Annotated in this window: 24 protein-coding genes; 12 read left to right on the top strand and 12 right to left on the bottom strand. The window is 63.5% G+C overall.

The annotated features are described in order from the left end of the window. Positions 1 to 3: 3 nt before the first annotated feature. Positions 4 to 753 (top strand): tRNA pseudouridine(38-40) synthase TruA, encoded by a 750-nt coding sequence (gene truA, locus FJ426_RS04235; protein WP_140559063.1) that lies wholly within the window; start codon positions 4 to 6, stop codon positions 751 to 753. Here the strand turns inward: truA and FJ426_RS04230 are convergent. Continuing rightward, on the bottom strand, positions 741 to 1370 hold the full coding sequence (locus FJ426_RS04230; protein ID WP_140559064.1) for a transporter: 630 nt from the start codon (positions 1368 to 1370) through the stop codon (positions 741 to 743). The two genes, truA and FJ426_RS04230, sit on opposite strands and share 13 nt — an antisense overlap. A 5-nt stretch (positions 1371 to 1375) precedes the next feature. Then, complete coding sequence (gene dapE, locus FJ426_RS04225) at positions 1376 to 2569, bottom strand: succinyl-diaminopimelate desuccinylase (RefSeq protein ID WP_140559065.1); 1194 nt, start codon at positions 2567 to 2569, stop codon at positions 1376 to 1378. A 129-nt stretch (positions 2570 to 2698) separates the two neighbouring features. Here dapE and FJ426_RS04220 point away from each other — a divergent pair, with 129 nt between their 5' ends. Then, positions 2699 to 3736, top strand: a complete 1038-nt coding sequence (locus tag FJ426_RS04220; protein ID WP_140559066.1) for a 2-dehydropantoate 2-reductase — start codon at positions 2699 to 2701, stop codon at positions 3734 to 3736. 73 nt (positions 3737 to 3809) lie between these two features. Here FJ426_RS04220 and FJ426_RS04215 read toward each other — a convergent pair whose 3' ends face one another. The 3 genes from FJ426_RS04215 to dapD all read right to left on the bottom strand — a co-directional run bounded on the left by FJ426_RS04215 (position 3810) and on the right by dapD (position 5429). Continuing rightward, a complete protein-coding gene (locus tag FJ426_RS04215; protein ID WP_224519055.1) occupies positions 3810 to 4187 on the bottom strand; it encodes a DUF805 domain-containing protein in 378 nt (125 codons plus the stop codon). After that, the gene (locus FJ426_RS04210; RefSeq protein WP_140559068.1) at positions 4180 to 4503 is read right to left on the bottom strand and encodes a DUF805 domain-containing protein; all 324 of its coding nucleotides are present in this window, start codon (positions 4501 to 4503) and stop codon (positions 4180 to 4182) included. The genes FJ426_RS04215 and FJ426_RS04210 overlap by 8 nt, the downstream gene beginning before the upstream one ends. A gap of 71 nt (positions 4504 to 4574) precedes the next feature. Beyond that, positions 4575 to 5429, bottom strand: a complete 855-nt coding sequence (gene dapD / locus FJ426_RS04205; RefSeq protein ID WP_140491451.1) for a 2,3,4,5-tetrahydropyridine-2,6-dicarboxylate N-succinyltransferase — start codon at positions 5427 to 5429, stop codon at positions 4575 to 4577. Positions 5430 to 5575: 146 nt separating this feature from the next. Between dapD and FJ426_RS04200 the strand changes: the two genes are divergently transcribed. Further along, positions 5576 to 6421, top strand: a complete 846-nt coding sequence (locus FJ426_RS04200; RefSeq protein ID WP_140491453.1) for an LOG family protein — start codon at positions 5576 to 5578, stop codon at positions 6419 to 6421. A 113-nt stretch (positions 6422 to 6534) separates the two neighbouring features. Here the strand turns inward: FJ426_RS04200 and FJ426_RS04195 are convergent, their stop codons facing one another. Continuing rightward, positions 6535 to 7245, bottom strand: coding sequence for a pyrimidine 5'-nucleotidase (locus FJ426_RS04195; protein WP_140491455.1), 711 nt, complete (start codon positions 7243 to 7245; stop codon positions 6535 to 6537). 160 nt (positions 7246 to 7405) lie between these two features. Here FJ426_RS04195 and FJ426_RS04190 point away from each other — a divergent pair, with 160 nt between their 5' ends. From FJ426_RS04190 to FJ426_RS04185, 3 genes are all read left to right on the top strand, one after another. Next, positions 7406 to 8167: a GGDEF domain-containing protein gene (locus FJ426_RS04190; RefSeq protein ID WP_140491457.1), complete on the top strand. Its 762-nt coding sequence runs from the start codon at positions 7406 to 7408 to the stop codon at positions 8165 to 8167. 189 nt (positions 8168 to 8356) lie between these two features. Next, the gene (locus tag FJ426_RS31235) at positions 8357 to 8527 is read left to right on the top strand and encodes a hypothetical protein (RefSeq protein ID WP_181165184.1); all 171 of its coding nucleotides are present in this window, start codon (positions 8357 to 8359) and stop codon (positions 8525 to 8527) included. Then, complete coding sequence (locus FJ426_RS04185) at positions 8524 to 9963, top strand: GMC family oxidoreductase (RefSeq protein ID WP_140559069.1); 1440 nt, start codon at positions 8524 to 8526, stop codon at positions 9961 to 9963. The genes FJ426_RS31235 and FJ426_RS04185 overlap by 4 nt, the downstream gene beginning before the upstream one ends. 133 nt (positions 9964 to 10096) lie before the next feature. Here FJ426_RS04185 and FJ426_RS04180 read toward each other — a convergent pair whose 3' ends face one another. From FJ426_RS04180 to FJ426_RS04170, 3 genes are all read right to left on the bottom strand, one after another. Beyond that, complete coding sequence (locus FJ426_RS04180) at positions 10097 to 11071, bottom strand: amino acid ABC transporter permease (protein WP_140559070.1); 975 nt, start codon at positions 11069 to 11071, stop codon at positions 10097 to 10099. Then, positions 11068 to 12372: an FAD-binding oxidoreductase gene (locus FJ426_RS04175; RefSeq protein WP_140559071.1), complete on the bottom strand. Its 1305-nt coding sequence runs from the start codon at positions 12370 to 12372 to the stop codon at positions 11068 to 11070. Before FJ426_RS04175 ends, FJ426_RS04180 begins: the two co-directional genes overlap by 4 nt. A 178-nt stretch (positions 12373 to 12550) precedes the next feature. Then, a complete protein-coding gene (locus FJ426_RS04170; RefSeq protein ID WP_224519058.1) occupies positions 12551 to 13315 on the bottom strand; it encodes a transporter substrate-binding domain-containing protein in 765 nt (254 codons plus the stop codon). A gap of 485 nt (positions 13316 to 13800) precedes the next feature. Here FJ426_RS04170 and FJ426_RS04165 point away from each other — a divergent pair, with 485 nt between their 5' ends. After that, complete coding sequence (locus FJ426_RS04165) at positions 13801 to 14250, top strand: Lrp/AsnC family transcriptional regulator (RefSeq protein ID WP_246674887.1); 450 nt, start codon at positions 13801 to 13803, stop codon at positions 14248 to 14250. Between the two features lie 165 nt (positions 14251 to 14415). Here FJ426_RS04165 and phhA read toward each other — a convergent pair whose 3' ends face one another. Further along, on the bottom strand, positions 14416 to 15252 hold the full coding sequence (gene phhA, locus FJ426_RS04160; RefSeq protein WP_140824740.1) for a phenylalanine 4-monooxygenase: 837 nt from the start codon (positions 15250 to 15252) through the stop codon (positions 14416 to 14418). Positions 15253 to 15389: 137 nt separating this feature from the next. Between phhA and FJ426_RS04155 the strand changes: the two genes are divergently transcribed. The 3 genes from FJ426_RS04155 to FJ426_RS04145 all read left to right on the top strand — a co-directional run bounded on the left by FJ426_RS04155 (position 15390) and on the right by FJ426_RS04145 (position 16643). Then, a complete protein-coding gene (locus tag FJ426_RS04155) occupies positions 15390 to 15866 on the top strand; it encodes an Lrp/AsnC family transcriptional regulator (protein ID WP_140491470.1) in 477 nt (158 codons plus the stop codon). 45 nt (positions 15867 to 15911) lie between these two features. After that, complete coding sequence (locus FJ426_RS04150) at positions 15912 to 16112, top strand: hypothetical protein (protein WP_140559073.1); 201 nt, start codon at positions 15912 to 15914, stop codon at positions 16110 to 16112. Positions 16113 to 16184: 72 nt separating this feature from the next. Next, positions 16185 to 16643 (top strand): RidA family protein, encoded by a 459-nt coding sequence (locus FJ426_RS04145; protein WP_140559074.1) that lies wholly within the window; start codon positions 16185 to 16187, stop codon positions 16641 to 16643. A gap of 25 nt (positions 16644 to 16668) precedes the next feature. On the opposite strand, the gene argB is transcribed toward FJ426_RS04145, so the two are convergent. Beyond that, a complete protein-coding gene (gene argB, locus FJ426_RS04140) occupies positions 16669 to 17562 on the bottom strand; it encodes an acetylglutamate kinase (protein ID WP_140491474.1) in 894 nt (297 codons plus the stop codon). A gap of 166 nt (positions 17563 to 17728) precedes the next feature. Continuing rightward, positions 17729 to 19222: an amidase gene (locus tag FJ426_RS04135; RefSeq protein WP_140824738.1), complete on the bottom strand. Its 1494-nt coding sequence runs from the start codon at positions 19220 to 19222 to the stop codon at positions 17729 to 17731. Positions 19223 to 19367: 145 nt separating this feature from the next. On the opposite strand from FJ426_RS04135, the gene FJ426_RS04130 reads away from it, so the two are divergent. Continuing rightward, on the top strand, positions 19368 to 19907 hold the full coding sequence (locus tag FJ426_RS04130) for a sigma-70 family RNA polymerase sigma factor (protein WP_140491478.1): 540 nt from the start codon (positions 19368 to 19370) through the stop codon (positions 19905 to 19907). Next, on the top strand, positions 19904 to 20602 hold the full coding sequence (locus FJ426_RS04125; RefSeq protein ID WP_140559076.1) for an anti-sigma factor: 699 nt from the start codon (positions 19904 to 19906) through the stop codon (positions 20600 to 20602). Before FJ426_RS04130 ends, FJ426_RS04125 begins: the two co-directional genes overlap by 4 nt. Positions 20603 to 20649: the final 47 nt, after the last annotated feature.

Here is a 20649-nt window from a genome sequence, read left to right as displayed (position 1 = left end):
GGCATGCCGCGTTTTCGCCTCGACATCGAATATGACGGCAGCCTGTTTGCCGGCTGGCAGCACCAGGCGGACCAGCCTTCGGTGCAGCAGGCGATCGAGCAGGCGATCGAAAAATTCTGCGGCCAACAGGTCCGCTTGCGCGCTGCCGGCCGTACCGATGCGGGCGTGCATGCGACGGCCCAGGTGGCGCATGTCGACCTGGCCAAGGCCTGGCCGGACGACAAGGTGCGCGACGCCGTCAACGCGCATCTGCAGGCCGCCGGCAACCGCATCGCGATCTTGAAAGCAACGACCGTCGTCGACGGCTTCGATGCCCGCTTCTCGGCCATCGGCCGTCACTACCTCTACCGCATCCTCAACCGGCGCGCGCCCTCGGCGCTGGAAAAGGGCAAGGTATGGTGGGTGCCGAAGCAGCTCGACGCCACTGCCATGCACGAAGCCGCCAAAGTGCTGCTTGGACGGCACGATTTCACCACCTTCCGTTCCACGCAATGCCAGGCCGAGAGCCCGGTGCGCACGCTCGACCGTCTTGACGTCAGCCGTTCGGGCGACATGATCGAAGTCAGAGCCTCGGCGCGTTCCTTCCTGCACAACCAGGTGCGCTCGATGGTCGGCTCGCTCAAGCGCGTCGGCGAAGGCGCATGGACGGCCGGCGATCTCAAGGCGGCGCTCGAGGCGCACGACCGCGCCGCCTGCGGCCAGGTGGCGCCGCCCGACGGGCTTTTTCTGGTCGGCGTCGATTATCCCGGATAGAGTCTCGAAAGGCTCTGAGCTCCGGTGTCCGGAACCGTGATGCCAAGCAGCGCCTGCAGCCCGAACAGCACGATCAGCGAAGCGATGAACATGCCAACGAAGACAGCGGTCCCGATTGCGGCCCCCCTGCCGATGGTCGCGTTGGTCATGCGCCAGGTCAGCACCATCGACAGCGCGAACAACAGCAGCGACACAAGGCTGGAGATCTGGCTTGCCGAGGTCAGGAAAAGCCTGATCAGCGCGGACGGCAGCATCAGCCAGGCGGTGATGGCCGAAGCCCAGTTCGAGGCCACGACATAGTGGACGAAGCGGCCGCCGATGCCGGCGCGCGGCGCGACCAGAGCGAGTGCGACCAGAGGCAGCACCCAGGAACCGATATCGACTGTCGCCAGCCGCAACAGCATGCTGAAGCGGCCCGCGAAGGCATCGGGATCGCCGATCTCGTTGGCGATGCCGACCCAGCCGACGATCAATGCCGGCGCCGCGACGACGATGGCGAAAAAGGAATTCCAGAAACCATCGGCAGACAGGTCGAGCAGACGCAGGCCATCGGCCCTGCCGAGCATCAGTCGCCAGGCGCCGGTCAGCGAAACTTGGGTCTCGTCCGCCGAAAGCATGCTGCTCAGTCCTGTCCGAACCAGTCTTCGATGAAGCGCTGATAGATTTGCGTCAGCGTCTCGAGATCGGCAAGGGCAACGCGCTCGTCGACCATGTGCATGGTCTTGCCGACCAGGCCGAATTCGACCACCGGGCAATAGTCCTTGATGAAGCGCGCATCCGAGGTGCCGCCGGAGGTGGATAGCGCCGGTTCTCTGCCTACCACCGCCTTGACCGAGCCGCTCAACGTCTCGATCAGCCTGTCGTCGCGGGTCAGGAAGACATGGCTCGGCCGGTCGCGCCAGACGAGTTCGTAGTCGACCGGCATCTCCTTGCCGGGCCGATATTTCCTGCGGCCCGCCGCCTGGTCGAGACGGTTGTGGATTTCGGCCTGTATGGTCTCGGCGGTCCAGCTGTCATTGAAGCGGATGTTGAAGGTGGCGGTTGCCTTGGCTGGAATGACGTTGGTGGCCGGGTTGCCTACGTCGATGGATGTCACCTCCAGATTGGTCGGCTGGAAATCCTTCGTGCCCTCATCGAAGACGGGATGCAGCAAAGCATCGACCAGGCTCATCAGCCCGCGTACCGGATTGTCGGCAAGCAAGGGATAAGCGACATGGCCCTGGCGGCCATTGACGATGACGTCGCCCGACAGCGAGCCGCGCCGGCCGATTTTTATCATGTCGCCGAGCGCAGCCGGGTTGGTCGGCTCGCCGACGATCGATGCATCCCATTTCTCGCCCCTGGAAGCCGCCCATTCGAGCAGCTTCGTGGTACCGTTGATGGCCGGGCCTTCCTCGTCGCCGGTGATCAGCAGCGAGACCGAGCCCTTCGGGCCGCCATTCGTCTCGACATGGCGCGCTATCGCGGCGATGAAACAGGCGATGCCGCCCTTCATGTCGACCGCACCCCGGCCATACATCTCGCCATTGGCGATCTCGGCGCCGAAGGGCGGATGCGTCCAGGCGGCTTCGTCGCCGACCGGCACCACGTCGGTGTGTCCGGCGAACATCAGATGCGGGCCATTGCCTGAGCGCCTGGCATAAAGGTTTTCGATATCGGGCGTGCCGTCTTCCGAAAAAATCGGGCGATCGACGAGGAAGCCGAGCGGTTCCAACATCGTCTGCAACGCGGTCAGCGCACCGCCTTCGGCCGGCGTCACGGAGGCGCAACGGATGAGGGCGGCGAGGTTTGCGGCGGGATCGGTCGGCAGCGTCATGGCAAAAGCGATAGTCGAAAGCTGAAGGCCTGTCACGGCCAGACGTAGGGGCCAGTCCTATGACCGGCGATACCGCCGACATTATGGTTTTCATGTCGTATAGTCGTGGGCCCGGTGCGGAGCGACTGGATGGCAAACGGGGACAAGAGAATCGTCATTGCCGGCGCCGGCAGCATCGGCTGCTATGCCGGCGGCTGCCTGGCGCTCGCCGGGCGCCAGGTGATTCTGCTTGCCCGGCCGCGCATCGAGGCGGCTCTGCGGCAAGGCGGATTGCGGGTCAGCGACCTTGAGGGCCGCGACCGGGGCCTCGAGCGGCAAGCGCTTGCCGTCACCACAGATCCAGCCGCCGCCTTGCCGCAGGCGGACGTGATCCTGGTCACCGTCAAGAGCGGCGCGACGCGGGAGATGGCTGCGCTCATCGCCGCACATGCCCCGCCGGACGCCGTGGTGGTGAGCCTGCAGAACGGCATCGACAATGCCGACAGGCTGCGCGCCGGTGTCGACGGGCGAACAGTGCTGGCGGGCATGGTGCCGTTCAATGTCGTGCAATCGGCCGACGGCGAATTGCCGCTTCGTGTCCACCGCGCCAGCGACGGCAAGGTCATGATCGAGGACCGCGATGCCGGTCTGATCAGCCTTCTCGGCGTCGAAGGGTTCCGGGTTGAAGTCCATGCCGACATGAAAGCCGTGCTGTGGGGCAAGCTTTTGATGAATTTGAACAATGCGCTGGTGGCGCTTTCGGGCCTGCCGCTGGCGAGCGAGCTTGCCGACCGGCGCTGGCGGCTGATCCTGGCAAGACAGATCGACGAGGCGCTCCAGGCCATGAAGGCGTCGGGCATCGAGCCGGCGCGGATCGCCGGCTTGCGGCCGGCGCTGTTGCCGATAGTGCTCCGCCTCCCCGATTGGCTATTCAGGCTGCTGGCGCGGCGGATGCTGGCCATCGACCCGGAGGCGCGTTCCTCCATGTGGGACGATCTGCAGCGCGGCCGGCCGACGGAGATCGGCGATTTGCAAGGCGCCGTTCTTCGCCTGGCGCAAGAAGCGGGCACGCCGGCGCCGACGGTCCGACGAATCATCGCCCTGGTGCGTGAAGCGGAAGCGGCCGGCCGCGGATCGCCCGGTTTCGGCGCGGATCAGGTCGCCGCGCCTGAAGCGCGTCGCGTCTGAATGAATTCAGGCGACGCGGATCAGGCCTTCATTTTCATGCATACCGTCAGTAGCGCATCGCGATGATGGGCGCTCAGGGTTCGGCCGGTGCATTGGTGCGCTTGCCATAGCGGTTGGGTCCGGGCTTGCCCGGAAACAGGCAAAGCACGACGAAGGCGACGATCGAGACGACCGGCACGAACAGGATCAACGCCGCGATGCCGGGCTTGTCGAGGTCGTGCAGCCGCTTCACCGCCAGTGCGATGTTCGACCACAGCGAGGCGACGAAGGCGATGAAGAAGACGAACGACCACATGTTGCTCTCGGGCGAGCCTTCCGGCACCAGCGTGAAACGATAGAGCGGGAAGGCCTGGATGATGGCCACGAGCAGCCCACCAAGAAAATAGGCCGCGCGGCTGACGCGGCCCGATGTCTTGAAGAAAAGCCAAGTAAGGTTGGATCTGTCAGGCAAGCGGGTCCCGTCCATATTGATTGACACCCTGGGCGCCTTCGAGAACGCTGAGACCGATCAGCGTCCACCAGCCCGACTTGTCGCGGTCGTGCCAGCGTTTTCCATAGAGAGCAATCGCGAAATAGATCGACGCCAGCGCGACGAGCATGCCGATGATGCCGATCCTGCCGCCGCCTGCGGTCGTGAAGCGCGTGCCGAGAATCGCATCGAGAATGAAGGCAACAATACCGATGACGATGAATATATCGATGCCGGCCCAGAACTTGGCGTGATCGATGCGGCCGTCGAAGCTCGTCAGCAGACATCTCCAGTCCATGCCACCCTCCATGTTGAACCGGCGCGACCGATCGTCGCGCCGGCGGAAGGTGCGCCCGCTTTCCAAAAAGATCAATCGCGCAGCAATTCGTTGATCGAGGTCTTGGACCGGGTCCTGGCATCGACCCGCTTGACGATGACCGCGCAATAGAGGCTTGGGCCCGGCTCATTGTTCGGAAACGGCTTGCCCGGCAGCGAACCGGCTACGACGACGGAATTCGGCGGCACTTCGCCGTAGAAGATCTCGCCGGTGGCGCGGTCGACGATCTTGGTCGACTGGCCAATGAAGACGCCCATGCCGAGCACAGAGCCCTCGCGCACGATGCAGCCTTCGACCACTTCCGAGCGCGCGCCGATGAAGCAATTGTCCTCGATGATGGTGGGACCGGCCTGCATCGGCTCCAGCACGCCGCCGATGCCGACGCCGCCCGACAGGTGCACATTCTTGCCGATCTGGGCGCAGGAGCCCACCGAAGCCCAGGTATCGACCATGGTGCCCGAATCGACATAGGCGCCGACATTGACGAAGGACGGCATCAGCACGGCGCCCGGCGCGACATAGGCCGAGCGGCGCACGATCGACGATGGCACGGCGCGGAAACCGGCCTTCTCGAAATCGACGGCGCTCCAGCCGTCGAACTTCGACGGCACCTTGTCCCACCACACGGCCTGGCCGGGACCGCCCTTGATGATCTCCATCGGGTTCAGCCGGAAGGACAAAAGGACGGCTTTCTTCAGCCATTGGTTGACATGCCACTGGCCATCGGCCTGGCGCTCGGCAACGCGGGCGGTGCCGCGGTCGAGCAGATCGAGCGCCGACTGGATGGCGTCGCGTGTCTCGCCTCTGGTCGCCGTCGAAATCGCGTCACGTTCCTCGAAGGCCTTGTCGATGGTCTTTTCGAGGCTCGCCAGATCCGGCTTCGACATGAATTCGCTCCATTACCAGGCTGTTAAGGGGCTGAGCCTTAACCTGTTTTGAAAATCGCGCGGACCCTATGTGAAGGCAGAGTAGGGGTCAATCGCGACTGCGCCATGGGACGGCGCAAGTGAATGAAATGGACGGACCTGACATCATGACACCCATGGAAAAGGCGGGCTGGACGCCGCTGCCGCATTCGGACGAGGATCTGGAGCGGGCCAGGAGCGTGCCGGACACGCCGCAGACGCGCGCCGAGACCTACCGCCTGGCGTGGAACGATCCCGACTTCATGACGCGGCGCGAATTGCGCGCGGTCAGGCTGCAGCTCGAACTCCTGAAGCCGGAGATGATCCTGGCCGAGCGCGGTATCCGCTCGACCGTGGTCCTGTTCGGGGGCGCGCGGCTGCCGGAACCCGGCGGCGAGGCCTGGGCGGCCAAAAACGAGACGCAGAAGAAGAACCTTGAGGAAAACAGCAAATATTACGAGGAAGCGCGCAAATTCGCCCGCCTCTGCTCGCAGCAATCGGCCAGTTCATACTACCGCGAATATGTCGTGGTGACCGGCGGCGGGCCCGGCGTGATGGAAGCGGGCAATCGCGGCGCCGACGATGTCGGCGCGCCCTCTATCGGCCTTAACATCGTTCTGCCGCACGAGCAGGCGCCCAATGCCTATGTGACGCCGGAACTCTGTTTCAACTTCCACTATTTCGCCATCCGCAAGATGCATTTCGTCATGCGCGCGAAGGCCGTCGCGGTGTTTCCCGGCGGCTTCGGCACGATGGACGAATTCTTCGAGACGCTGACGCTGATCCAGACCGGGCGCATGGAGCGCGTGCCGGTGATCCTGTTCGGCAAATCCTTCTGGAAACGGGCGATCGATCTCGACTTCCTCGCCGAGCAAGGCACGATCAGTCCCGGCGACCAGGACATCATCGATTTCGTCGACACCGCCGACGAGGCCTGGGGCATCGTCAGCCGGTTCTATAAGTTAGGGGAATAATGAGTAGTGAGTAGTGAGTAGTGAGTAGTGAGTAGTGAGTAGTGAGTGAGAGAATAAGCCGCTTGCAGCCTCTACTCGCCGATCAATTTCCATTACTCACTACTCACTACTCACTACTGTCTTATCCCCACAACTATCTCCGTCAGAAACCCGGCCAAATCGTCGGTGACGAAGTCGACATCATCTTCCTGCGCCGGATCGCGCTCCCAGATTTCGGAGAATGTCGGCTCGAAATTGCGCGGCACCACCAGGACCGTCGTCATGCCCAGTGACTTCGGCACGGACAGGTTGCGCGCGAGATCCTCGAACATCACCGCATTGTGGCCGGTGACGGCGTGAAGTTCGGCGAATTTCTCGTAGGTCTGGCGCGCAGGCTTGGGGTTGAGCCCGGCAGCGACGATATCGAAGATGTCGTCGAAATGATCAAGGATGCCAAGCTGGCGCGCAGTGCGCTCGGCATGCCTGCGGTCGCCGTTGGTGAAGATGAACTTGCGGCCGGGAAGCTGGCGAATGGCGGTGCCGAGGACGGGATCCGGCACCAGCCAGGAATAGTCGATGTCGTGGACCTTCTCGAGGAAATCGTCGGGGTCTATGCCATGGCGCGTCATCAACCCGTTCAGCGTCGTGCCATATTCCCGATAAAGTTCTTTCTGCAGCTTGCGCGCGTCCTCGCGCGGCAGCGACAGCAGTTCCCCGACATAGGCGGTCATCTTGACGTCGATCTGCGAGAACAGATTCGAATGATGCGGATAGAGCGTGTTGTCCAGGTCGAACACCCAGTCGGTGACATGGGCGAAGCGAGCGGGGTCGGGGTGTGTAGCCATGCGCCCCTTATGGCACGAAACGGACGATCTTGAAGGGGCTTTATCCACAACTTCTACGCGCCGAAAGTGGCAGAACAGTCTCACCGTTCAAATTTTAGGCATCCTGGAAAGGTGGCCTTCAGGGCTTGCTGGCACAGAGGCGGTCCAGTGGGAGCCAGCGATGAGCAGTATAATTCTGAAGTCCGCCACCATTGCTTTCGTCTCCGTCGCGGTTTCGCTCCTTCTGACCCTGATCATCGTCCCCGCCATGGGATTCCCGGTCAACCGCATGATCTGGCTGACCTCGACATTGTGTCCGCTGGTTCTTGCATGGGCGGCCTGCGCAAGCACGTTCTGGCACAGCGACAGGCTGAAGTCGGCGCATCGCGACCTTGCCCGCACCCATGCCCAGCTTGCCGCAGCACATCGCCGGCTGGCGGAAAAGGCCAGCCGCGACGACATGACGGGCATGCTCAACCGGGAAAGCTTCTTTGCCGTGCTCAACGGATCCCGGCACAAGCCCGATCGCGGCGCCTTGCTGATCATCGATGCCGACCATTTCAAGATGATCAATGACAGCTTCGGCCATCTGACCGGCGACGACGCGCTGCTCCTGATCGCCAGCGCGATCAAGCGCGGGGTGCGGGACGGCGACGTCCTCGGCCGCATCGGCGGCGAGGAGTTCGGCGCATTGCTGGTCGGAGCCACGGAACGGGAAGCCAAGCGCGTCGCCGAGCACATCCGCCGCGAGGTCGAGCTGATCCGCTTCCGGCCCGTGGACGAGCGGACCATTCCGCTGACCGTCAGCATCGGCGGAACCCTCTGCGACGAAAGCGCCAGCGTGTCGGAGCTGATGCGGGCCGCCGACCGGCGCCTCTACCAGGCCAAACATCGGGGACGCAACCTGGTGATCCTCGACACCGACATCTCCGAGGCGGCCTGAACGGGCTGATCCAGCATATCGGCTTGTTAAGAAGTCTCTAACCCTGTTTGCACTCGGCTGCGCATTGTTCCGGCTTGCAACCAGTTTTGGCACGCTTCTGGCTTCGATGATGAAGCATGTGCCGTTCAGGGAACATGCCTGGATGTTCAGGGAACATGCCTGGATAGAGACCCCGTCGAGAGACCTGTCATGAGTTTCCTTATCAAGAAGATATCCCGCCGAATGATCATGCAGACGCTGATCGCGGTGCCTGCCCTGTCGCTGTTCCGCAAATTGCCCGATGCGGGTTCTTCCGAAGCCGCCCCCGATGAGATCGTCGAGGTCAATGGCTGGATCCTGAAGCGGAGCGACCTGGCATGATCTTCGACAGTTATGAGGCGTTTCGCGCCGCGAATTTCACGCCCAGGGTCTGCGTTCTCGGCTCCGGCCCGGCCGGCACCACGATCGCCAGAAAGCTCGGCGCCGCCGGCATACCGGTCGTGGTGCTGGAGGCCGGCGGCAGGGAGTTCAGCGACACCTCGCAGGATTTCTACCGCGGCACCACGGTCGGCGATCTCTATTTCGATCTCGATATCACCCGGCTGCGGTTCATGGGCGGCAGCTCGAACCACTGGGCCGGCTGGTGCCGCGTGCTCGACAAACAGGATTTCGAGCCGAAGGCGTGGGTGCCGGACACGGGCTGGCCGATCCGGCGCAGCGACATCGAACCCTATCTGCGCGAAGTGCGCGAAATCCTGGAACTGCCGGATTTCCGGCCGGACGCGCCGATCTCGGACGACATCCGCTGGGTGCAGCTGATCAAGAGCGGTGCGGTGCGCTTCGCTGAAAAATACGCCGACGAGCTCGACAAGAGCAGGAACATCGCTGTCGTGCTCAACACCTGCGCCGCCGAGCTTGCCGGCGACGGCAGACGCGTGACCGGCGCCAGGCTGTGGTCGCAGGGGCAGGATGCCGGCTTCTTTAGCGCCGATTATTTTATCGTCAGTACCGGGGGGCTGGAGAATTCGCGGCTGCTTTTATGGTCGAACCAGCGCTCCAATGGCGGCGTCGTGCCGAACGCGACGGCACTTGGCCGCTACTGGATGGAACACCCGACCTTCCAGGGCGGCAACGCCATCCTGTCCGACTATGGCGCATTCGAGGTCGATGCGATGAACGAGGCCTTCTTCTCGCCGATGCCGGCCGCGATGGAGCGGCTGCGGATCATGAATTTCGGCATCAGGCTGATCGAGACGCCCTATCCCGGCGTCAAGGACCTGATCGCGAATCTCGCCTGTACGGCGCCCAACATGGCGGAGTGGCTATCGGGCAAACTCAACCAGAACCTGCGCTGCGCGGCCCAGCTCTATGTCGCCTGGGAGCAGGCGCCGCTGGCCTCGAACCAGGTCGAGCTGTCGAAGACCGTGGTCGACCACGCCGGCGTGCCGCGCATCGAGCTGCACTGGAAGAAATCGGACCTGGAACGCCGCACGCTGCTCGAAGGGCTGAGGCTTTTCGGGACGACGCTAGCCCAGAAGAACCTGGGCCGGGTGCGTATAGCCGACTGGATTTCGAATGGCGGCGACTACCCGACGGACGAGGAGACGGCCGGCCACCACCACATGGGAGGCACGCGCATGGGCACCGATGTCGCCACAAGCGTCGTGGATGCCAACTGCAAGGTGCACGGCATGGACAATCTCTATGTCGGCGGCTCCTCGGTGTTCTGCACCGCGGGCCAATGCAACCCGACGACGACGATCACGGCGTTGGCCTGCCGGCTCGGCGAGCATCTCGGCAAGGTGGTAGCCGCCTGAGGGTTCCGCAGTCCCCACTAAATCATCTCATCCCGACAAAGCCGCGTCACATAATGGCGCGGCCGCCGGAGCGGCTTAAAAGCCGTGGAGATGCGCACCGGCACGGCGGCGACGCAGCTTTCCTGGAATTGTCCTACGCCCGCCGCTCCGACCGGCCAAAACGCCGTTCGAGATAGGCCTGGCCGAACTCCAGCGTGATCGACAGGATCCAGTAGATCATCGAGGCGGTGATCAGCATCTCGATATGGCGGAACTCCGTCTGGCCCATGGTGCGGGCGAGATACATGATCTCCCAGACGCCGACGACCGACACCAGGGACGAGTCCTTCAGCATGGCGATGAACTGGTTGCCGGTCGGCGGGATGATGACGCGCATGGCCTGCGGCAGGATGACCAGCGCCATGGTCTGGCCGGGGCTCAGTCCAAGCGCAGTGGCGCCTTCGCTCTGTCCGCGCGGAATGCTTTCGATGCCGGCGCGGAAGATCTCGGTCATGTAGGCGCCATAACACAGCGACAACGCCAGAATGCCGGCCGGCACCGCGCCGATCACGTAACCGACCTGCGGCAGGCCGAGATAGATGATGTAGATCTGCATCAGCAAAGGAAGGCCGCGGAACAACGAGGTGTAGAAAGTGGCCAGCCCGTACACAATGCCGTTTCCGGTCAGTTTGGCGATGGCGCCGACAAGTGCGATGGCTGTCGCGATCAGGATCGAGATCGCCGAAATGTAGAGCGTGGTGGTGACGCCCTGGGTGATCAGGAAGCCGATCTTCCTGGCGATGAAGGCAAGCGACAGGTCGAAGGAATAGAAGAACAGCATCAGGAGCACGAACAGTTCGATCCAGACGCCGACGATCTGCTGCCGCCGGGGCAAAAGCAGCAGCAGCTTGCAATTCACCAGCACAATGAGCGCGATCAGCACTGCGGAAAGCGCGCGCGACAGGGCAGGGTTGGCCTGCAGCCAGCCGGATGCAACTGGAATCACCGAGCCGATCCAGCTTGACTTGATGCCCATCGCGTAAAGGCCGGCGGCCAACAGCGCCAGCACGAGCGCCCCCACTGCGCGGCGGGTGATCCCCGGATAGAAGAGCATCAGCCTGCCGATCATGCCGTCACCTTGTCTTTCGTGGCGGCATGACGTTCTCGCCACCAGTCCTGCGCCTGCAATTTCCAGTAGGTGAGCTGCGCGGCCGCCAGGCCGGCGGCGCCGCCGGCCCAGCTCAATCCGAATGGCGCGAACTGCCGGTACCGGTCCGAAACGCCCAGAATGCCTTCCGCAACGATTTTTCCGGCGATGGCCGTGGTGTTGAGACCATGGCCGCCGAAAGCCGTGCAATACCAGACGCCCGGCTGCAATTCGCCGATCTGGGGCATCAGGTGACGGGCATAGGACATCAATCCGGACCAGGCCAGTTCGGTCTTGAGGTCCGCAAGCTGCGGATAGGTACCGATCATCTCGCGGCGCAATTCGCGCGCCAGCGCGTAGGCAGAAGCGGCGCGCGTGGTGATGCGCCCGCCCCACAAAAGGCGATTGCCGCCATCGACCAGCCGATAATAGTCGCCGGCCCGTCGGTTGTCGCCGACCGCGTCCGTGGTCGCAACGGCTTGCGCGATCAGGCGCGGCGCCGGCTCGGAAACCATCACATAGGTCGCGATGGGCAGGAAGGCGCGGTGGAGCTGACTGAATACCGGGCCGGTGTAGCCGCCGGTAGCCAGCACGACGCGCGGTGCCCGAAGCGTGCCCTCTCGCGTGCGCAGCATCTTTTGCGGCCCCGACAGATCGCATTGCACGACTTCGGAGCTCTCATGGATGCTGCCGCCAAGCCGCTCGATCTCATCGGCCACGGAACGCAGATAATTAAGCGGATGGATGTGAAAGGCTTTCGGGTCGCGCAGGCCCTGGTAATAGCGAGCCGATTTCAGCACCGAACGGACGTCTTCTCTGCGCAGATATTGAAGCTGGTATCCGTGGTCGCGCGCCGTCTGGTCGGCATAGGCCTTGAGCGCGTCGCCATCGTCGTAGCGCAGGACGCTGACCAGCCCGTCGCGCGGCATGGCGGCCGATATGTCGAGCGCCTCGATGGTGTGACGCACGAATTCGACGCCCTCGATCGACAGCCGGTGCAGTTGCCGGGCGGCCTCCTTGCCGACACGCGCGGCAATGGTGTCGCCGCCGGTGGCGAAGCCAGGCGTCACGAAGCCGCCATTGCGGCCGGAGGCGCCGAAACCGACGACGTGGGCCTCCAGCACAGCGACGCGCAGCCCGGAGCGCGACAGCTGCAACGCCGTGGTCAGGCCGGCCAGTCCTCCGCCGACGACGGCCACGTCACAGTGCGCCTCGCCGCGGAGCGGGGGCCTGATCTTCCGGTCGATCATGGTGCGGGCGTAGTAGGTGTCCGGATAGGCCATCGGCGACTTTCAACTGCATCCCGCTCGTCAGGAAAAGCGCGTAGCGCTTTTCCCTGGGGAATTGCGCAAGAACAAAGGTTTAGAGAGGGGTGGCGATTGTTTCAAACGCTGCACCGCTCCGGCATCTGACACGTGATGCCCGCCGGTCGCCGAGCGGCGGCCGGCGGGCAATCCAACGTCATTTGGCGCTGTAGTCCTTGCCGTACCATTTCGTGGTCAGCGCGGCGAGCGTGCCGTCCTTCTTCAGCTCGGCGATGATGCCCGAAACCTTTGCGGTCCACTCGGGATCGTTCTTCTCGGCGATGACCACGAGCGGTTCCCGGAAGGCATATTCCCCTTCGAGGATCTTCACGGGATAGCCGTTCTTGATGGCGTTCTGCGCCGTCTGCTCCGGCGCGATCACGGCATTCAGGCGAACGCCGTCGCCAAGCCGCAGGTCATCGAAGGGAAGCATGGAATCGGCGAAGGTGCGGATCTCGCCGGGCTCCAGCTTGTATTCGACGGGAGGCAGGCCGGGCGCGTCGATCTCAAGCTTGCGGCGGATGAAATCCTCCGAGGTGGTGGCCGTCTCGACGCCGATCACCTTGCCGTTGAGATCGGCGACCGACTTCGCGGTGCTGTCCTTGTGCACGACGTAGACATAGGGGCTGTAGTAATAGATGCCGACAAAATCGATCACCTTGGAACGGGCCTTGGTCGGCGTGACCGAGCCGACGCCGAGGTCGTAGCGCCCTTGCCAGCGGCCGCCGGTCAGGGTCGCCCAGTCGGGCGTCTCGAACGAGACCTCGACCCCCAGCCGTTTGCCGATCTCGCGCGAGACGTCGATGTCGAAGCCGGCGAGCTCGTTGCTGTCATTGAGAAAGCTTTGCGGCGGCCAGGCGGCGTTGGTGGCGACGACCATCGCCTTCTTCGACGTGACGCGATCCAAAGTTTCTCCGGCCATGGCCGCCGTCGTGATCGCGAATGTCGCGGCGGCAAGAATGGCGAAATCGAGCAGTTTTTTCAAGGTTATCCTCCCTTATGGATGCAGCTGAAATGACGGTGCCTGCGTCGGGCACCAGTGGTTGTTGCGATCGGCCTCGTCCGCGACCTCTCCGCGGCGTGCCGTGGCGTTCGGCTTGCGGATGCAAGTTCAACGCGGCTCGGTGTCGATTTGCGTCCATCGCAGCCGAAGCTGTTCCCCCTCATGGACTGGCGTTTGTGACAGTTGACACTCAGGTCGCGAAAAGCAGGGTTCCACCCGGCGAAATGCCGGATAATGGCAGCCATGCAGTCATTACGTGCCGTGAGGCGGCAAAATGCCGGATATTTGCGCCTTGCGCAGCCTGCACCGGCGGTTCCTCAGGATTGTCGCGGAGGTGGTTCAGCCGATAGGATCGCGCCGAGGGATTTGACGGTTGCAGGGCGGATCGAAGGAGAGGATTGATTGTGGAATTGACCGAAAAAGATCGCCAGCTGCTTGCGCTGATGCAGAAGAACGCGCGTGAGCCGGTCGCATCACTGGCGCGTCAGCTCGGCGTATCCCGGACTGCCTTGCAGGAGCGCATACAAAAGCTCGAGGCGGGCGGCGTCATCGAAGGCTACGCGGTGCGGCTGACCAAGGAGGCGGCTCAGAACTCCGTCCACTGTTTCACCTTCGCCGCCCTGAACAACAAGAGCTACCCGGACGTCTCCAGGAAGATCAAGGCGATGCCTTCGATCCAGGCGGTCTATGCCATAACCGGAGAGTGGGACCTGATCATCCATGTCGCGGCCGAGACGCTCGAGAAGCTGAACCGGGAAGTGAATGCGCTGAACGAAATCAGCGGCATCGTCAAAACCGCATCGCATGTGGTGATGGAGACGAAGTTCAATCGCAACATCTATGCCGCACTGTAGAAAGGGCGAGGTTTCGCTCGCCCCTGCCCATCCAAATCCGGCTAGAGCAATTCACCGTTCCATGGAACGCTAAACTGCTCTATCTCTTTGTTTTTGCGCAATTCCCAAGGGAAAGCGCTGCGCGCTTTTCCCGGGGAAACCGTGCACACTTTTCCTGGAACTGCTCTAGACAGTCGCTGGGTCGAGTGCGGGCTCGCCCATGCGGCGAGCGACGATCGCCGCGAAATCGGCGGTCTGGAATGTGTCGCGCAGCGCGTCGAAGGACGGCAGCACGAAATAGACGCGCTGGAACTTGTCGATTTCGTAGCCCGTGCGCATCACCGTTTCCAGGTCGAAAGACGCATGGTGCGCATCCTTGCTTTCGACCGCGAACTGCAACTCCGTGAAGGATGACATCAGACCGGCGCCGAAGGCCTTCAGCGGCTGACCACTCTCCTGCATGAGGCCGTATTCGGCCGTGTACCAGTAGAGCCGGCTGATCATTTCGTCGCCGCCCAGCGCGATGATGTCGCCGGCCTTCTGGCCATACATCTGCATGAAGTCGGCGAAGACCGGCTGCGACAGCACAGGCACATGTCCGAAGAAATCATGGAACATATCGGGTTCGACGATGTAGTCGAGCTCCTGCTGCGTCCGCAGCCAGTTGGTGACGGGGAAACGGCGGCTGGCGAGATGGTCGAAGAAGGGCGCGGCCGGGATGAGCCCTGGCACGGCGACGATCTCCCAGCCAGTCAGCTTGCGCAACTTGGCACTGACTTCGTCGAAGTCCGGGATGCGGTCGAGCAGGCCGAGCTTGTCGACGCCGTCGAGATAGGAATGGAGGGCGAGCTTGCGCGTCAGTTTCGTCTGGCGGTCGCACAGCGTGCGCCAGACCGCCTGTTCCTCGGCGCTGTAGTCATAGCTTTGCGCCACGGTGAAATCGGCACGGCAGACCGAGTAGTCGCCGCGCAACCCTTGAGCCGCGCAGTCGCGGGCATATTCGGCAACGCTCATTGTCGTCATGGTTTTCTCCTCGCCAATCTTGAATTCCGGATGTGCCCGAAGTTAACCGGACTTGCGGAGGCAAATCGGTTTTGGTGATGGCCGGAATGAGGATTTTTGGATAACATCCACTCGGAATATGCCATAGCGGAGTGAAAATGCCTCAATTCGACGATTTCGAGATCAAGATGCTCGATATCCTCCAGCGCGACGGACGCAAGCCGGTCTCCGAACTGGCGCAGGAGATCGGCCTGTCGACGACACCTTGCGCGCGGCGCTTCGAGGCGCTGCAGGAGGCCGGCATCATCAAGGGCTTTGCCGCCGTGCTCAGCCGCCGTGCCGTCGGCCTGACGGTCGAGGTGTTCATCCAGGTGCGGCTGGTCAGCCACAGCGACGGTTCGCCCGAGAGTTTCATCGCCGCGGTCCAGCGCATGGACGAGGTATCATCCTGCTGGACGATGACCGGCGACCACGACTTCCTGCTGCATGTCATGGTGCCGTCGGTCGACGAACTCAACGCCTTCGTCATGCACCGGCTGATGCGGCTCGACGGTGTGCGCGACGTCCACACGCAGCTCGTGCTGCAGAACATCAAGGGACCCGGCCACGTGCCGCTCGGACATCTGCGGCGGTGATGGCGCCGGCCAGCATGGGCGGATCACCCATGAAGAGGTCCCGCCATGAAGCTCGTTCTCCATGCGCTGGTATACGCAGATGGACGGCGGCTCTGGTCCGCGAGTCTGGGGATGACGCGCGATGGCCGGATGAAAGATGGCCGATTTCCGGAGCGCGCCACAGACGCGGAAGAGCAATCGATGGTGTTCGAACGGACGGCATGGAAACCTGCCGTGCTCGCGGCCATGCATTCGCACCGCGCCTGACTTTTTCACGCTGGCCGTTACCAGGCTGCGCGCTACTTCCTGGAAGCAGAGGGTGTCCGGCAGGAGGAAGCGATGGAGCTTGTCACCCATAAAAAGATGAAAGAGGGCCGGCTGATGCCTTGGGGAAAAGGCACCGTCGTCAGCGGCGCCAGGGGCTATGTCTTTCTCGCCGGCAATACGGGCACGGCCGAAGATTACGACCCGTCGACGGGCAAAGGTGGCGCCGTCGGGGACGCGGCGACGCAATGGCGCTCCATTTTGACGACCATCAAATCGGACCTGGAGGAGCTTGGCAGCTCGCTCGAGCATCTCGTCAAGATCACCCAATATGTCAAAGGACCATTTCCGGACGGCGGCGTTCTGAGTTCCCCCAATTTCCGGCTGGACGTCATGGACGAATTCTTCGCCGCGCACTGCCCGAAGCACTGCAGCTACAACAATCCGCCGCCATCGGAGGTAATCGGGGTTGCCGCACTTGCGCATCCCGATCTCGTCATCGAGATCGTGGCGATCGCCGCTCTACCGGACTAGCGTCCGGCGCGGCAGCCCACAAATATCAGGGCACGATCAGCGTGCCGGCGCCGTGCTCGGTGAACAGTTCAAGCAGCACCGAATGCGGCGTCTTGCCGTTGAGGATGACGACGCCTTCGACGCCGCGCTCGATCGCCTCGATGCAGGTCTCGACCTTCGGGATCATGCCGCCCGACACCGTGCCGTCCTTGATCAGCGCCTTGGCCTCGGCGACCGTCAGCTCGTCGATCAGCTTCTTGTCCTTGTCGAGCACGCCCGGCACATCGGTGAGGAACAGAAGACGCGAGGCCTTGCAGGCGCCGGCGATGGCGCCGGCAAAGGTATCGGCATTGATGTTGTAGGTGTGTCCGTCGCGGCCGGGCGCCACCGGCGCCAGCACCGGGATCATCTCGGAGCGCGCCAGAAGGTCGAGCAGCGTGCGGTCGACCTCGACCGGCTCGCCGACGAAGCCGAGATCGAGCACGCGCTCGATGTTGGAGTCCGGGTCGATCATGGTCTTGCGCGCCTTTTCGGCGAACACCATGTTGCCGTCCTTGCCGCACAGGCCGATCGCCCATTCGCCCTCGGCGTTGATGAGCGCGACGATCTCCTTGTTGATAGAGCCCGCCAGCACCATCTCGACGATCTCGACCGTCTTCTGGTCGGTGACGCGCAGGCCGCCCTCGAATTTGGATTCAATGCCCATCTTGTTGAGCATGGCGCCGATCTGCGGCCCGCCGCCATGGACGACGATCGGGTTGACGCCGGACTGTTTCAACAGCGCGATGTCGCGCGCGAAGGCTTTGCCGAGTTCGCTGTCGCCCATGGCGTGGCCGCCATATTTCACCACCACCGTCTTGTTCTCGTAGCGCTGCATGTAGGGCAGCGCCCGCGACAGCAGGGCGGCCTGCATTTCGGCGGTGGCGGCGATGTCCGTCATCGGCGTGGTTCCCTGGCTTTTGATTTCATGCCTGTCGTTGCCCCAAAACCGCTGCGCATTTTTGGCGACATGCATCAGGTAAAGACGGCGGCGTCTTAGCGGGAATTGGCGCGGGCCGCAAACGGCTTTGCTGTCATATTCGGGCGGCTCACGACCTCGTCATCACTTATGGCACCATAAGCGGTGCCCTGCGGCCCAGCCAACCGGAGATCTTCTCCATCTGCGCGGCCAGGGACAAAAGCGTCTCCTCGTCACCGGGCCGGCCCGCGGCCTGGATGCCAAGCGGCAGGCCGGCTTCGGTGACGTGGATGGGCAACGCGATGGAGGGCTGGCCGCTGATATTCTGGATCGCCGGCCAGTGGGTGAACCACAGGCTCTTGTCCATCAGCTGGCCGAACAGCGGTTCGATCCTGAGCAGCGCCGTGAGGCGAAGCTTGTCGAGCATATTCTCGATGAGCTCGTCGGCGCCCTTCGGGTCCATCGCGCCGCAAGCGAGCGGCGGGTGGGCGATAACAGGCATCAGCACGGCGTCGTAACGCGCCGTCTCCGCAATCAGTTGCCGCGAGGCGGCATGCAGCCGCTGCAAGCCTGCATAGGTCTCGCCGGCCGAGACCATTTCGCCCAATCGGCCGAGCACCCGCGTCGCGCGCTCGATGTCGCCGGTGACGGTGCGGCCGACGCGCACCGCCTCGGCCCGCAACATGCCTGCGACGGCCGAGGCAACCGTTCTGCAGAAATCGGCGAAGAAGTCGCGACCGATGGAGGGCAAATCGATTTCCTCGACGCTGTGGCCGCCCTCGCGAGCGAGCGCCACCGCGGTATCGAGCGCTTTCAGCGTCTCGGCCGAAATCGGCAGGCCAAGCGGAGAGTTCCGGTACATTGCGAGCTTGAGCTTGCCGGGATCGCGCGCGGCAGCCGCGGCGAACGCACCCTTCGGCGGCGGCGCGGCATAGGGCGCGAGCGGGTCGGGGCCATGGGTGAGGTCAAGCAGCAGGGCGCAATCGCGCACCGAGCGGGTGACGGCATGGTCGACCACCATGCCGTACCAGCTTTCGCTCACCAATGGCGACAGCGGGACGCGGCCGCGCGAGGTCTTGAGGCCGACCAGCCCGGTGCAGGCAGAAGGCACGCGGATCGAGCCGCCGCCATCTGAGGCATGCGCCACCGGCACGACGCCGGCGGCGACCAGTGCCGCAGCGCCGCCGGACGAGCCGCCGCTGGTGTGGCCGGTGTTCCAGGGATTGCGGGTGATGCCGAAGGCTTTTGATTCGGTCATCAGCCGCAGCCCGTGTTCGGGCGATGTCGAGGTGACGATGGGTGTCAGTCCGGCGGCGAGATAGCGTTCGGTCAGCACCGAACTGACCTCGGGCACCCAGGCGGGGATGCGGCTGCCGCCATGTGACGGCACGCCCTTGATGGCGATGCCGAGATCCTTGATGGCGAAGGGCACGCCGGCCAGCGGTAGGGAACGATCGATGCCCTTCGCCCGGCTGCGCGCCGCATCGTAGAGTGTCTCGGCCGTGGCATTGATTTCAGGCCGGCTGGCCTCGGCGCGCGCGATCGCAGCGTCGACCAGTTCGACCGGCGAAACCTCGCCCTTGCGCACCAACGTGGCAAGGCCGGTGGCGTCTTCTTCCCACAGCACTCGTTCGACCGACATGCGCGCTCCCCCGATCCAGGCAAGGTAACCAGCGGCCAATCCGTTGGCAATCGAGCGATGAACGAGTGCGGCGCGGTGCGGAAAGCTTTGGGTGCACGGAAATTTGCGCCGTTGCAAATACATCGCAATCCCCTAATTTGCCGACATGACGCCACAGGAGATCAGCAATCTGATTGTCCGGACTTCGATGAAGGACCGGGCTTCGTTCGATCTGCTGTACCGGCAGACCAGCGCGAAACTTTTCGGTGTCTGCCTTCGTGTATTGAAGGACCGGGGAGATGCCGAAGAGGCGCTTCAGGAGGTCTTCGTCAAGATATGGACGAAGGCGGACCGTTTCGCCGTCTCGGATCTAAGCCCGATTTCCTGGCTGGTGGCCATCGCGCGCAACCATGCGATCGATCGTATCAGGGCGCGGCGGGAACCTGCCGCCTATATCGATGCCGCGCTCGATGTGGCCGATCCGGCGCCGGGACCGGAGGCCATGACCGTGGCAGGTGGCGAGTCCGAGCGCATCTACCATTGTCTCGAGGAATTGGAGAAGGGCCGGGCAGCGGCTGTCCGGGGCGCCTATCTGAACGGCGAGAGCTATGCCGAACTGGCGGAGCGCCATGGCGTGCCGCTGAACACGATGCGAACCTGGCTGCGGCGCAGCCTGCTGAAGCTCAGAGAGTGTCTGGAAAGATGACGCTGGTAGACGACGACGGACCGGAACGTGGAGGCGACGACCTGTTCGCCGCCGAATACGTTCTTGGCGTCCTGACAGCGGAAGAACGCCAGATCGCGTCCCGCCGCATCGATGGCGACGCCGCATTCGCTCGGCTTGTCGATGCCTGGGAGGCCCATTTTTCGCCCTTGGCCGTCGCCTATCCCGGGACAGAACCTCCGATCAGGGTCAAGGAGGCGATCGATCGCCGGCTGTTCGCCTCGCGGCCTCGCGCCGGCCTATGGTCGAGCCTTGCCTTCTGGCGCGGCCTTGCCGCCGCCGCCATCGCGGCGCTGGCGATCTACATCGCCTTGCCTTTCATCAACCCGCCGCTCCAACAACCACAGCTTGTCGCCTCGCTGGCCGCCGAAGGCAGCGACGTCAGATACCTCGTCGTCTATGACGCGGCGCATCATGAAGTCGGCCTGTCGCACGTTTCCGGTGAGCGGGCCTCCGGCAAGGACTTCGAACTGTGGGTGATCGTGGGCAAGAACGCGCCGGTTTCGATGGGCGTCATCCCGGCCGGGAAGGCTGCGCATGTGGCGGTTTCGCCGGCCGTGCAGCAGAAACTTGCGCAGGGCGCCGTGCTGGCGGTCAGCCTCGAGCCTTCAGGCGGTTCGCCGACCGGCCAGCCGACGGGACCGGTGGTCGCGGCAGGCGACCTGAAGGGCATCTGATGGCTCCCCGCCCGGACCGTCGCCTTACAAATATTTAAGTCTATTTT

Source organism: Mesorhizobium sp. B2-6-4, from assembly GCF_006441495.1.
Taxonomy (GTDB): domain Bacteria; phylum Pseudomonadota; class Alphaproteobacteria; order Rhizobiales; family Rhizobiaceae; genus Mesorhizobium.
Note: the sequence above shows the minus strand (reverse complement) of the source record. Positions and strands in the feature narration are given on the sequence as shown.